The organism is Enterobacter sp. PTB, assembly GCF_051130085.1.
Lineage (GTDB): Bacteria > Pseudomonadota > Gammaproteobacteria > Enterobacterales > Enterobacteriaceae > Enterobacter > Enterobacter ludwigii.
On the sequence record NZ_JBDKEE010000005.1, the window covers coordinates 13,156 to 25,146 of the forward strand.

The 11,991-nt window shown below is 56.7% G+C and carries 13 protein-coding genes and 1 riboswitch; of the genes, 11 read left to right on the forward strand and 2 right to left on the reverse strand.

All coding sequences use genetic code 11. From position 1 onward, the window contains the following. Positions 1–51: 51 nt before the first annotated feature. The 4 genes from bioB to bioD are packed head-to-tail and all read left to right on the forward strand — an operon-like array spanning position 52 to position 3,679. Complete coding sequence (bioB, locus tag AAIR21_RS07800) at positions 52–1,092, forward strand: biotin synthase BioB (RefSeq protein WP_014169215.1); 1,041 nt, start codon at positions 52–54, stop codon at positions 1,090–1,092. After that, positions 1,089–2,246 carry an 8-amino-7-oxononanoate synthase gene (bioF, locus tag AAIR21_RS07805; protein ID WP_063156241.1) on the forward strand — a complete coding sequence of 386 codons (1,158 nt, stop codon included), beginning with the start codon at positions 1,089–1,091 and terminating at the stop codon, positions 2,244–2,246. The genes bioB and bioF overlap by 4 nt, the downstream gene beginning before the upstream one ends. Continuing rightward, positions 2,230–2,985 carry a malonyl-ACP O-methyltransferase BioC gene (bioC, locus tag AAIR21_RS07810; RefSeq protein WP_063156240.1) on the forward strand — a complete coding sequence of 252 codons (756 nt, stop codon included), beginning with the start codon at positions 2,230–2,232 and terminating at the stop codon, positions 2,983–2,985. The genes bioF and bioC overlap by 17 nt, the downstream gene beginning before the upstream one ends. Next, entirely contained in the window at positions 2,978–3,679 is a 702-nt protein-coding gene (bioD, locus tag AAIR21_RS07815) for a dethiobiotin synthase (RefSeq protein ID WP_032670604.1), read from the forward strand. The genes bioC and bioD overlap by 8 nt, the downstream gene beginning before the upstream one ends. On the opposite strand, the gene AAIR21_RS07820 is transcribed toward bioD, so the two are convergent. Beyond that, the gene (locus AAIR21_RS07820; protein WP_014169219.1) at positions 3,642–4,364 is read right to left on the reverse strand and encodes an ABC transporter ATP-binding protein; all 723 of its coding nucleotides are present in this window, start codon (positions 4,362–4,364) and stop codon (positions 3,642–3,644) included. The two genes, bioD and AAIR21_RS07820, sit on opposite strands and share 38 nt — an antisense overlap. A 751-nt stretch (positions 4,365–5,115) precedes the next feature. On the opposite strand from AAIR21_RS07820, the gene uvrB reads away from it, so the two are divergent. Further along, complete coding sequence (uvrB, locus tag AAIR21_RS07825; protein ID WP_020884934.1) at positions 5,116–7,131, forward strand: excinuclease ABC subunit UvrB; 2,016 nt, start codon at positions 5,116–5,118, stop codon at positions 7,129–7,131. Between the two features lie 86 nt (positions 7,132–7,217). On the opposite strand, the gene yvcK is transcribed toward uvrB, so the two are convergent. Then, a complete protein-coding gene (gene yvcK / locus AAIR21_RS07830) occupies positions 7,218–8,126 on the reverse strand; it encodes a uridine diphosphate-N-acetylglucosamine-binding protein YvcK (RefSeq protein ID WP_434680585.1) in 909 nt (302 codons plus the stop codon). 226 nt (positions 8,127–8,352) lie between these two features. After that, positions 8,353–8,487, forward strand: a riboswitch (molybdenum cofactor riboswitch). Between yvcK and moaA the strand changes: the two genes are divergently transcribed. From moaA to AAIR21_RS07860, 6 genes are all read left to right on the forward strand, one after another. After that, on the forward strand, positions 8,475–9,464 hold the full coding sequence (gene moaA / locus AAIR21_RS07835) for a GTP 3',8-cyclase MoaA (protein ID WP_032677720.1): 990 nt from the start codon (positions 8,475–8,477) through the stop codon (positions 9,462–9,464). It overlaps the preceding riboswitch by 13 nt. A 24-nt stretch (positions 9,465–9,488) precedes the next feature. Further along, entirely contained in the window at positions 9,489–10,001 is a 513-nt protein-coding gene (gene moaB / locus AAIR21_RS07840) for a molybdenum cofactor biosynthesis protein B (RefSeq protein ID WP_020884931.1), read from the forward strand. A 3-nt stretch (positions 10,002–10,004) separates the two neighbouring features. Next, positions 10,005–10,490 carry a cyclic pyranopterin monophosphate synthase MoaC gene (moaC, locus tag AAIR21_RS07845; RefSeq protein WP_008501142.1) on the forward strand — a complete coding sequence of 162 codons (486 nt, stop codon included), beginning with the start codon at positions 10,005–10,007 and terminating at the stop codon, positions 10,488–10,490. Further along, positions 10,483–10,728: a molybdopterin synthase sulfur carrier subunit gene (gene moaD / locus AAIR21_RS07850; protein ID WP_134178951.1), complete on the forward strand. Its 246-nt coding sequence runs from the start codon at positions 10,483–10,485 to the stop codon at positions 10,726–10,728. The genes moaC and moaD overlap by 8 nt, the downstream gene beginning before the upstream one ends. A 1-nt stretch (position 10,729) precedes the next feature. Next, entirely contained in the window at positions 10,730–11,182 is a 453-nt protein-coding gene (gene moaE, locus AAIR21_RS07855) for a molybdopterin synthase catalytic subunit MoaE (protein ID WP_014169225.1), read from the forward strand. Between the two features lie 58 nt (positions 11,183–11,240). Beyond that, entirely contained in the window at positions 11,241–11,948 is a 708-nt protein-coding gene (locus AAIR21_RS07860) for a Bax inhibitor-1/YccA family protein (protein ID WP_014169226.1), read from the forward strand. Positions 11,949–11,991: the final 43 nt, after the last annotated feature.

The window sequence follows — 11,991 nt, forward strand, 5'->3', positions numbered from 1 at the left end:
TTACGAGTATAAACCGATCTGAAAATTAACAAAACCCTTTGGAGAAGCCCCATGGCTCACCACGCACGCTGGACGATGTCGCAAGTTACTGAATTATTCAATAAACCTTTCCTTGAGCTGATGTTTGAAGCCCAACAGGTGCATCGTCAGCACTTCGATCCACGCCATGTGCAGGTCAGTACGCTGCTGTCGATCAAGACCGGCGCATGCCCAGAAGATTGCAAATACTGCCCGCAGAGTGCGCGCTATAAAACCGGGCTTGAATCTGAACGTCTGATGGAAGTGGAGCAGGTGCTCGACTCTGCCCGTAAGGCGAAAAATGCAGGCTCAACCCGATTCTGTATGGGCGCGGCATGGAAAAACCCGCACGATCGCGACATGCCGTATCTGGAGCAGATGGTGAAAGGGGTGAAAGAGATGGGGCTGGAAGCCTGCATGACCCTTGGCACGCTGAACGAAGAGCAGGCGCAACGCCTTTCCGCGGCAGGGCTGGATTACTACAACCACAACCTCGACACCTCCCCTGAATTTTACGGCAATATCATCACCACGCGGACCTATCAGGAGCGTCTCGATACGCTGGATAAAGTGCGTGACGCCGGCATCAAAGTCTGTTCAGGCGGGATTGTGGGACTGGGCGAAACGGTGAAAGACCGTGCGGGTCTTCTGCTGCAGCTGGCGAACCTGCCCACGCCGCCGGAAAGCGTGCCGATCAACATGCTGGTGAAAGTTAAAGGTACGCCACTGGCGGATAACGAAGACGTGGATGCATTTGATTTTATCCGCACCATTGCGGTGGCGCGTATCATGATGCCGACCTCCTACGTGCGCCTCTCGGCGGGTCGTGAACAGATGAGCGAACAGACGCAGGCGATGTGCTTTATGGCCGGGGCCAATTCCATCTTCTACGGCTGCAAACTGCTGACCACCCCGAACCCGGAAGAGGACAAAGACGTCCAGTTGTTCCGCAAGCTGGGGCTGAACCCGCATCAGACAGACGTCCTGACGGGGGATAACGAGCAACAGCAGCAGCTGGAGCAGCAGATTTTCAACGCCGATACTGACCAGTTCTACAACGCGGCAACCGTATGACCTGGCAGGCACGTATCCATTCTGCGCTCGAAGAACGGCGGGCGGCAGATGCCTTTCGCGTTCGCAACGTGGTAGAAAACGGCGCAGGCCGTTTTCTCACCCGCGAGGGTCGGCAGTTTTGCAATTTCTCCAGCAATGATTATCTCGGGCTGAGCCAGCACCCGGCAATCGTCCGCGCCTGGCAGCAGGGGGCGGAGCGGTTTGGCGTCGGCAGCGGCGGTTCGGGGCATGTCAGCGGCTACACCACGGCGCATCAGGCGCTGGAGGAGGCCCTTGCCGACTGGCTGGGGTATCCGCGTGCGTTGCTGTTCATTTCAGGTTTTGCCGCCAACCAGGCGGTCATCACCGCGCTAATGGGCAAGGACGACCGCATTGTTGCCGACCGCTTAAGTCACGCCTCGCTGCTGGAAGCGGCAAGTTTAAGCCCTGCGCAGCTCCGCCGCTTTGCCCATAACGATGCGGCTCAGCTTGCTGGCCTGCTCGATAAGCCCTGCACCGGACAGCAGCTGGTGGTCACAGAAGGGGTGTTCAGCATGGACGGCGACAGCGCACCGCTGCGTCCGCTGCATGAGACGGCGCAGCGACAAAACGCCTGGCTGCTGGTTGATGATGCGCATGGTATTGGCGTGATGGGTGAGGAAGGGCGCGGTAGCGTCTATCAGCAAAACGTGAAGCCGGAACTGCTGGTGGTGACTTTCGGGAAAGGTTTTGGCGTGAGCGGGGCGGCCGTGTTGTGCAGCGAGTCTGTCGCCGACTATCTGCTGCAGTTCGCCCGTCATCTCATTTACAGCACCAGTATGCCGCCCGCACAGGCCGTGGCGCTGTCTGCATCACTGGCGGTGATCCGCAGCGCTGAAGGTGCGGAACGACGGGCGCGTCTGGCGGAACATATCCGTCGTTTTCGCCAGGGGGTACGCCATCTCCCGTTCCAGAGCACCGATTCGCAGAGCGCAATCCAGCCGGTGATGGTGGGGGAAAACGGTCTGGCTCTCACGCTGGCGCAGACGCTTCGCGAGCGGGGGATATGGGTGACGGCTATTCGTCCACCAACCGTACCGCCCGGCACTGCCCGACTGCGTCTGACGCTCACGGCGGCGCACGAAGCAGAGGATATCGAGGCACTTCTGGAGGCGCTGCATGACACCCGTGAATAAACAGGCGATCGCGGCGGCATTTGGCCGGGCCGCGCGCAGCTATTCGCAGCACGATGAACTCCAGCGTCAGAGCGCGCAGGGGCTGCTTGCTTTACTCAACGAGACCCGGTTCCCTCAGGTGCTGGACGCCGGGTGTGGGCCGGGTGCCAATAGCCGACACTGGCGTGCGGCCGGCAGCGAGGTGACGGCCATCGACCTGTCGCCCGATATGCTCGAGGAGGCCCGTCAGCAGCAGGCCGCGCACCACTATCTGGTTGCCGATATTGAGTCCATTCCGCTGCCGGATGCGCGGTTTGATCTGGTCTGGAGCCATCTGGCGGTACAGTGGTGCAGTAGTCTCCCGCAGGCATTAAACGAGCTTTATCGCGTGGCGCGCCCGGGTGGATGCGTGGCCTTCACCACGCTGCTGGAAAGCTCTTTACCGGAGCTCAATCAGGCGTGGAAAGCGGTGGATGAACAACCTCACGCTAACCGTTTTTTGCCGCACGAGCAGGTCATCCACGTGCTGGCGGGATGGCGCTATCGCTGTGCTGAGCAGACCATTACGCTGAATTTCGACGATGCCTTCAGCGCCATGCGCTCCCTGAAGGGCATTGGCGCGACCCATCTGCATGCGGGGCGTGAAAAGAAACCTCTTACCCGCGGCCAGTTACAGCGTCTGGAGCTGGCGTGGCCGCAGCAGCGGGGGCAGTTCCCGCTCTCATATCAACTTTTTCATGGGATTATTGAACGTGACTGAACGTTATTTTGTCACCGGAACAGATACCGAAGTGGGCAAGACGGTTGCCAGCTCAGCGCTGCTGCAGGCGGCGCGCATGCAGGGCAAAACCACCGCCGGATATAAGCCTGTCGCCTCCGGCAGCGAGATGACCGCGCACGGGTTACGCAATACCGACGCGCTGGCGCTCCAGCGCAACAGCACGCTTGAACTTGCCTATTCAGCGGTGAATCCGTACACCTTTGCCGAGCCCACCTCGCCGCATATTATCAGCGCCGATGAAGGTCGCCCGATTGATTTTGCCGTGCTTTCTGCCGGGTTACGCGCCCTTGAACGCCAGGCTGACTGGGTGCTGGTGGAGGGCGCCGGTGGCTGGTTTACGCCACTTTCGGCGGACCAGACCTTTGCTGACTGGGTGCAAATCGAGCAGCTGCCGGTAATTCTGGTGGTAGGGGTCAAACTCGGCTGTATCAACCATGCGATGCTGACTGCCCAGGCCGTTCAGCAGGCCGGGCTGCGCCTGGCCGGCTGGATAGCCAACGACGTGGTTGCGCCGGGCAGGCGACATCAGGAGTATCTGGCAACGCTGAAGCGGGTGCTTCCTGCGCCGTTTCTTGGGGAGATCCCGTGGCTGGCTGACACGGCCGGGTGCGCTGAAACCGGGCATTACCTCGATCTCAGCGTCTTGCCTCCAGCGACATCCAGTGGGCGATAAGCTCGTCATCCAGCTCGTTAACGTGGCCCTGGGCCACGTTACGCCCGCGATACAGCATACAAAAGCGCTCCGCGACCCGGCGGATAAACGACAGCTGCTGCTCAGCTAACAACACCGTCATTCCCAGTTCCCGGTTTAACCGCACCAGCAGCTGGCTCAGCTTCTGGGCGAAGCTGTGGCCCGCGCCATGCATCGGTTCATCCAGAATCAGCATCCGCGGACGGATGACCAGCGCATTGGCCAGCGCCAGCTGATACTGGTCGTCTGGCGAAAGCGTGTTGGCCCGGGTTTGTCGCAGCGCATAGAGTTCCGGAAAGAGGTCGTAAACGTCACTTTTCGCTTCAGGGTCAGGTTTCCCTGTCGCCCGCATGGCGATATGCAGATTTTCATCAATGGTTAGCTGGGAGAAAATCCGCCTGTCCTGCGGGACATAGCCTATTCCCGGGCCAGCGAAGGGTTCTGGCGTCTGGCTAAGCAAATCTCGCGGCGGTGCACCGGCTTCGTGCCAGATGATGGTGCCGCTGTCGACAGGCACTTTCCCGGCGATGCAATTCATCAGGGTCGTTTTGCCCATCCCCGGCAGGCCAACAACGCCTGTACACATGCCTTTGGGAAAATCTAAATCCACGTTCCATAGCGTATGTTGGCTTCCGTAAAACTGGTTAACTGCACGCAGACTCAACATCTTTCTCTCCTTAAAAATCTGTGTGGATGAGGCTCATTGTGGGATGTGCAAAACTCCTGCCAGAAACCCTAAATTGATTAAAAAAGAGACTTTTTTAGGAATTTGTCCTGGATAAGCGGTGTGTGATTACCCCCTTTGCACATCTGCGGTGCCGGACGTGATGAGTTGTGGTGCAGGGTTAAAATGGTGGAAATGTGAGCAAGATCGCATCGGTTGGTTATGAATGACACAACTGTTTATCAGCAAAAAATAGCTATAAAAAATTTTTGCTGCCGTTTCGTGGGAAAAGTCGGGAATTTGCTGAGCGGCGGTCTGCACGGGCTGGAAGCAGTTATCCACTATTCCTGTGGATAACCATGTGCATTAGAGTTAGAAAACACGCGATAAGCGAGAGAAGACGCGGGTTACGACCAAATTGGCGCGAAACGCGGCTTTAGAAAATATCGCTTAATATTTAATTGGTTAGATAAAAGCAATTGCCGTAATGAAAGTGTCACCTGTTGCCATAAAACTATCATTACCTGGCTTGACAAATGTTAAAAAAGAAAAAGTTCTGGGGATAACCCGTCCTGACTGGTGTTTTATGTTGTCACGGTCCAAATTTTGACCGCTATCGCGCTAATCACCCTGCCGGTACTCTAAATATCCTGACATGCTACTGGTTTTTCATCCAGTGTTTTTTACTGGCATTCCTGGCAGCAACGAGTAAAATTACTCACCTGCCGCTTATAACGTCATCAGGTTGTCGCCCATGAGTAAACCGTTCAAATTGAATTCTGCATTCCGTCCTTCCGGCGATCAGCCTGAGGCGATCCGACGTCTCGAAGAGGGGCTGGAAGATGGGCTGGCGCACCAGACGCTGCTGGGGGTAACCGGTTCGGGCAAAACGTTTACCATTGCTAACGTTATCGCCGATCTGCAGCGCCCCACGATGGTGCTGGCCCCAAACAAAACCCTGGCCGCTCAGCTTTACGGCGAGATGAAAGAGTTCTTCCCGGATAACGCCGTGGAATATTTTGTCTCCTACTACGATTACTACCAGCCTGAAGCGTATGTCCCGAGCTCTGACACCTTCATTGAGAAAGATGCCTCGGTGAACGAACACATTGAGCAGATGCGTCTGTCGGCGACGAAGGCGCTCCTTGAGCGTCGCGATGTGGTGGTGGTGGCGTCAGTGTCGGCTATCTACGGTCTGGGCGATCCGGATCTCTATCTGAAGATGATGCTGCACCTGACCCAGGGGATGATCATCGATCAGCGCGCTATTTTACGCCGTCTGACAGAGCTGCAGTACACCCGTAACGATCAGGCGTTCCAGCGCGGTACCTTCCGCGTGCGCGGCGAGGTGATTGATATCTTCCCGGCAGAGTCGGACGATATCGCCCTGCGCGTTGAGCTGTTTGACGAAGAGGTTGAACGCCTGTCGCTGTTTGACCCGCTGACCGGCCACGTCGAGTCGGTCGTTCAGCGCTATACCATCTACCCGAAAACGCACTACGTGACGCCACGTGAGCGTATCGTGCAGGCGATGGAAGAGATCAAAGTTGAGCTGGCAGACCGCCGTAAGGTGCTTCTGGCGAATAATAAGCTGCTGGAAGAGCAACGCCTGAGCCAGCGCACCCAGTTTGACTTGGAGATGATGAACGAGCTGGGCTACTGCTCCGGTATCGAAAACTACTCACGTTTCCTCTCCGGGCGTGGTCCGGGCGAGCCACCGCCGACGCTGTTTGACTATCTGCCGGCAGACGGTCTGTTGGTGATCGACGAATCTCACGTGACTATCCCGCAAATTGGCGGGATGTATCGCGGTGACCGGGCGCGTAAAGAGACGCTGGTGGAGTATGGTTTCCGTCTGCCATCTGCGCTGGATAACCGTCCCATGAAGTTTGAAGAATTTGAGGCGCTGGCACCGCAAACCATCTACGTCTCGGCTACGCCGGGCAACTACGAGCTCGAAAAATCGGGCGATGAGGTGGTTGACCAGGTCGTGCGTCCGACCGGGCTGCTGGATCCGATTATCGAGGTGCGTCCGGTCGCCACTCAGGTTGACGATCTGCTGTCAGAAATCCGTATCCGCGCGGCCATCAACGAGCGTGTGCTGGTAACGACGTTGACCAAGCGTATGGCGGAAGATCTCACCGAGTATCTTGAGGAGCACGGTGAGCGGGTGCGTTATCTGCACTCGGATATCGATACCGTCGAGCGTATGGAGATCATCCGCGACCTGCGTCTGGGCGAGTTTGACGTGCTGGTGGGTATCAACCTGCTGCGAGAAGGCCTGGATATGCCAGAAGTCTCGCTGGTGGCGATTCTGGATGCCGACAAAGAGGGCTTCCTGCGCTCTGAACGCTCCCTGATCCAGACCATTGGCCGTGCCGCGCGTAACGTTAACGGTAAAGCGATCCTTTACGGTGACAAAATTACCCCGTCAATGGCGAAAGCAATTGGCGAAACGGAGCGTCGTCGTGAGAAACAGCAGCGTTACAACGAAGAGCACGGCATTACGCCGCAGGGCCTGAACAAGAAAGTGGTGGATATTCTGGCGCTGGGTCAGAACATTGCGAAGACCAAAGCGAAAGGGCGCGGGAAGGCGCGTTCAGTGGTTGAGCCGGATACCGTCGAGCTGACGCCAAAAGCGCTGCAGCAGAAAATCCACGAACTGGAAGGGCAGATGATGCAGCATGCGCAGAACCTCGAATTCGAAGAGGCCGCGCAAATCCGCGACCAGCTGCATCAGCTGCGCGATCTGTTTATCGCCGCCTCCTAGGTAAAAGCAAAATGACAGCCACAGGCTGTCATTTTTTTAGTGGTTGCTCTCTCCCGTGGGAGAGAAGTTGGGTGAAGGCATAATCTCTATCCCAGGTCCTGAATCGCCTTCTCCAGCGCTTCACGCAGCAGGTGACGGTCGTGGCGATATTTGATATCGCTCGCTTCCAGCGGCTCCTGCACCACCACGCGATCGCCAATCCCTGATACATCAACTTTCGGGCCGACCACCACGCCATCGATGATTTTCTTCCCGACGTACTGCTCCATCAGATTCAGTTTGTCCGCCAGCGACAGGCTGGCCGCCGCCGGGCTCAGCTCACGGCCTAAATTGCCGATGTAAACCATGGGGGCTGGCGTTCTGCGCAGGGCCTGTGCCAGCTCTTTGACCAGTAAAATGGGCATCAGACTGGTGTAAAAACTGCCCGGCCCAATCAAAATCAAATCCGCTTCGCCGATGGCCTCAATGGCTTCACGCGTGGCGGGCACGCTTGGGTAGGTCATCAGCTCTTTTGGCGGCACGGTAAGCTGGTCGATGTTTACTTCGCCATAAACCTCGTGCCCTTCCGCATCGATCGCCATTAAATCGACCGGTTGTTCGGACATTGGGATCAGGAACGCGTCAACCTTGAGCAGGTTTCGGATCAAATTGATGGCTTCCAGCGGGCGCACTGACAGGTGATCCAGCGCTTTAAGCATCAAATTTCCAAGGTTATGGCCGGAAAGTTCGCCGTTACCGCCAAAACGGTACTCAAACAGCGCCGAAGCGACGCTCGGCTCGGTAATTAACTGGTTCAGACAATTACGCATATCGCCCCAGGCGATACCCCCTTCCGCGCGTCGAATACGCCCGGTGGAGCCGCCATTATCCGTGGTTGTCACTATCCCTGTCAGCCTTGAGCCAAGTGAGGACAGAGAAGACATCACTCGCCCCAGACCATGGCCTCCGCCAAGAGCGACAACACGGTCAAGATCCGCAAAAGTGCGATTGCGCATACACATCCCTTATCACGTTCGATCTGCGTAACACTACCCTAACTACCCCTAAAAGACGATGCCTCACCCGGCGCAAAATGACGTATATCAATGTGAATATGCTGTTTTTAGGTATTCTGTAGCGAAAATACACGATTATGTCGTTATGTACATGGTTATATAGCGTTAAGTGATAATGGCGAAGGGAAGATTTCCGCGCTACTATCGCCATAACCACGTTTTCAAATTTGAAAACATACACTCGAGCCCTGGCGCCTGTGTCGAAAGATATGGCGTCCTGGCCGTGGCGAATATGCCACCAGGGTACAGAAAGAAATGACTGTGCCTCCCGTCTCTGGAAAGGTGTACATGGCTTCACAACTTACTGATGCATTCGCGCGTAAGTTTTTTTACTTACGTCTGTCGATTACCGATGTGTGCAACTTCCGTTGCACCTACTGTCTGCCCGATGGCTACAAACCGGGCAGCGTCACCAATAACGGCTTTCTCTCCGTGGACGAAGTGCGCCGCGTTACGCGCGCATTCTCTGAACTCGGCACGGAAAAGGTCCGCCTGACCGGAGGGGAACCCTCTCTGCGTCGTGATTTCCCCGATATCATTGCTGCGGTGCGTGAGAACGATCGTATCCGTCAGATTGCGGTCACCACCAACGGGTACCGCATGGCACGCGACGTTGCGGCCTGGCGCGACGCGGGCTTAACCGCCATCAACGTCAGCGTGGACAGCCTCGATGCCCGCCAGTTTCATGCCATTACCGGCCAGGATAAATTCCGCCAGGTGATGGACGGAATTGACGCGGCGTTCAGTGCCGGGTTCCAGAAGGTCAAAGTCAATACGGTGCTAATGCGTGACGTCAACCATCACCAGCTTGATACCTTCCTGGCGTGGATCAAATCCCGCCCCATCCAGTTGCGTTTTATCGAGCTGATGGAAACCGGCGAGGGCAGTGAGCTGTTCCGTCGGCATCACATCTCCGGGATGGTGTTGCGTGATGAGCTGCTGAAACGCGGCTGGATCCACCAGATCCGCCAGCGCAGCGACGGCCCGGCGCAGGTCTTTTGTCACCCGGATTACGAAGGGGAAATCGGGCTTATCATGCCGTATGAGAAAGACTTCTGTGCCAGCTGTAACCGTCTTCGCGTCTCCTCCGTTGGTAAGCTGCATCTGTGCCTGTTCGGGGATGGCGGTGTCGACCTTCGCGATCTGCTGGCGGAAGACGCCCAACAGGCCGCGCTTGAAGCGCGGATTTCTGAAGCTCTGACGCACAAAAAACAGACCCACTTCCTGCATCAGGGCAACACCGGCATTACTCAGAACCTGTCCTACATTGGCGGGTAATCAGGCTTAAGAAGGAACCAGAAGATGAGTCAGGTTAGCGCGGAATTTATCCCGACACGCATTGCTATTCTTACCGTTTCCGACCGCCGCGGTGAAGAGGATGACACCTCCGGCCACTGGCTGCGCGATGCGGCACATGATGCCGGGCACAGTATTGTTGATAAGGCGATCGTGAAAGAGAACCGTTATGCCATTCGTGCCAGGGTCTCTCAGTGGATTGCCAGCGATGAGGTGCAGGTGGTGCTGATCACCGGTGGCACCGGCTTTACCACAGGCGACCAGGCTCCCGAGGCGCTCGTCCCGCTGTTTGACCGGGAAGTGGAAGGCTTTGGTGAAGTGTTCCGCATGCTCTCGTTTGAAGAGATTGGCACCTCCACGCTGCAGTCGCGTGCGGTGGCCGGTGTGGCGAACGGCACGTTGATTTTTGCCATGCCCGGCTCGACAAAAGCGTGTCGCACCGCGTGGGAAAATATTATTGCGCCGCAGCTGGATGCCCGTACTCGTCCGTGTAATTTCCATCCCCATTTAAAGAAATAAGTTATGTCGCAACTGACCCACATTAACGCCGCTGGCGAAGCACATATGGTGGATGTCTCCGCCAAAGCCGAAACCGTGCGTGAAGCGCGTGCTGAAGCCTTCGTGACCATGTTGCCAGAGACCCTGGCGATGATTATTGACGGCAGCCATCACAAAGGCGACGTCTTTGCCACCGCCCGCATCGCCGGGATCCAGGCTGCGAAACGCACCTGGGACTTAATTCCGCTCTGCCACCCGCTGATGCTGAGCAAGGTGGAAGTTAACCTGCAGGCGCAGCCGGAGCATAACCGCGTGCGCATCGAGTCGCTCTGCCGCTTAACCGGGAAAACCGGGGTTGAGATGGAAGCCTTGACGGCGGCCTCTGTCGCCGCGTTGACTATCTATGACATGTGCAAAGCGGTACAGAAAGATATGGTGATTGGCCCGGTTCGTTTGCTGGCGAAAAGCGGTGGTAAATCCGGTGATTTTAAGGTGGACAGCCATGATTAAGGTGCTCTTTTTTGCTCAGGTCCGCGAGCTGGTGGGCACCGACAGCCTGACGCTTGATGTCCCCTTTGATACCGTTGCCGACCTGCGTGCGCATCTTGCCGCGCAAAGCGACCGCTGGGCGCTGGCGCTGGATGAAGGCAAGCTGCTGGCCGCGGTTAACCAGACGCTGGTGGAGCTGACCCATCCGCTGACGGCCGGGGATGAAGTGGCCTTCTTCCCGCCGGTGACAGGGGGCTAAGATGGCTGAAACCCGAATTCTGGTAGGTCATGACCGTTTCAGCGTTGGTACAGAATATGACTGGCTGGCAGAGCGTGACGAAGACGGTGCGGTTGTCACCTTCACCGGCAAAGTGCGTAACCATAATCTCGGCGACAGCGTAAAGGCGCTGACGCTGGAACACTATCCGGGCATGACGGAGAAATCCCTCGCGGAGATCGTTGAACAGGCGCGTGGCCGCTGGCCGCTCGGGCGAGTGACGGTTATCCACCGTATTGGTGAAATGTGGCCTGGTGAGGAAATCGTTTTTGTCGGCGTGACCAGTGCCCACCGTAGTAGTGCGTTTGCAGCAGGGGAGTTCATTATGGATTACCTCAAAACCAAAGCGCCATTCTGGAAACGTGAAGCGACGCCGGAAGGCGACAGGTGGGTTGAGTCGCGTGACAGCGACAAAGAAGCCGCCAGTCGTTGGTAGTCGGTTTGCGTGAATGTGTTAGTCTTAACGTGTGTGTCTACTTAATCAGGAGTGAATCATGGACCGATTTCCGCGTTCCGATTCAATAGTACAGCAGACCCGTACCGGGCTGCAGACGTATATGGCTCAGGTTTATGGCTGGATGACGGTCGGTTTACTGCTGACCGCCTTTATCGCATGGTATGCAGCCAACACGCCTGAGCTGATGATGTTTATCTTCTCAAGCAAAATCACCTTCTTTGGGCTGATCATCGCGCAACTGGCGCTGGTCTTTGTTCTCTCCGGCCTGGTGCAGAAGCTGAGCGCCGGAATGGCGACCACGCTGTTTATGCTCTACTCGGCACTGACGGGGCTAACGCTCTCCAGCATCTTCATCGTGTATACCTATTCCTCCATCGCCAGCACGTTTGTGGTCGCTGGCGGGATGTTTGGTGCGATGAGCCTCTACGGCTACACCACGAAGCGTGACCTGAGCGGTTTCGGCAGCATGCTGTTTATGGGGCTGATTGGGATTGTGCTGGCGTCGCTGGTGAACCTGTGGCTGAAGAGTGAAGCGCTGATGTGGGCGGTGACCTATATCGGGGTGGTGATCTTCGTCGGTTTGACGGCCTACGACACTCAGAAGCTGAAAAATATTGGCGAACAGATTGACGTACGCGACAGCTCAAACCTGCGCAAATACGCGATTCTGGGCGCCCTGACGCTGTATCTGGACTTTATCAACCTGTTCCTGATGTTGCTGCGTATTTTAGGCAACCGTCGTTAAGGGTATTTCCCTTACCCGACCTGCGTTGCGCAGGCCGGGTAAG

Excerpts from the sequence above, each read along its gene's own strand:
- bioB (WP_014169215.1), top strand. The coding sequence starts at position 52 with ATGGCTCACCACGCACGCTGGACGATGTCGCAAGTTACTGAATTATTC.
- AAIR21_RS07860 (WP_014169226.1), top strand. The coding sequence starts at position 11,241 with ATGGACCGATTTCCGCGTTCCGATTCAATAGTACAGCAGACCCGTACC.
- moaD (WP_134178951.1), top strand. The coding sequence starts at position 10,483 with ATGATTAAGGTGCTCTTTTTTGCTCAGGTCCGCGAGCTGGTGGGCACC.
- bioC (WP_063156240.1), top strand. The coding sequence starts at position 2,230 with ATGACACCCGTGAATAAACAGGCGATCGCGGCGGCATTTGGCCGGGCC.
- AAIR21_RS07820 (WP_014169219.1), bottom strand. The coding sequence starts at position 4,364 with ATGTTGAGTCTGCGTGCAGTTAACCAGTTTTACGGAAGCCAACATACG.
- moaA (WP_032677720.1), top strand. The coding sequence starts at position 8,475 with ATGGCTTCACAACTTACTGATGCATTCGCGCGTAAGTTTTTTTACTTA.
- uvrB (WP_020884934.1), top strand. The coding sequence starts at position 5,116 with ATGAGTAAACCGTTCAAATTGAATTCTGCATTCCGTCCTTCCGGCGAT.
- moaB (WP_020884931.1), top strand. The coding sequence starts at position 9,489 with ATGAGTCAGGTTAGCGCGGAATTTATCCCGACACGCATTGCTATTCTT.
- moaE (WP_014169225.1), top strand. The coding sequence starts at position 10,730 with ATGGCTGAAACCCGAATTCTGGTAGGTCATGACCGTTTCAGCGTTGGT.
- moaC (WP_008501142.1), top strand. The coding sequence starts at position 10,005 with ATGTCGCAACTGACCCACATTAACGCCGCTGGCGAAGCACATATGGTG.
- bioF (WP_063156241.1), top strand. The coding sequence starts at position 1,089 with ATGACCTGGCAGGCACGTATCCATTCTGCGCTCGAAGAACGGCGGGCG.
- yvcK (WP_434680585.1), bottom strand. The coding sequence starts at position 8,126 with ATGCGCAATCGCACTTTTGCGGATCTTGACCGTGTTGTCGCTCTTGGC.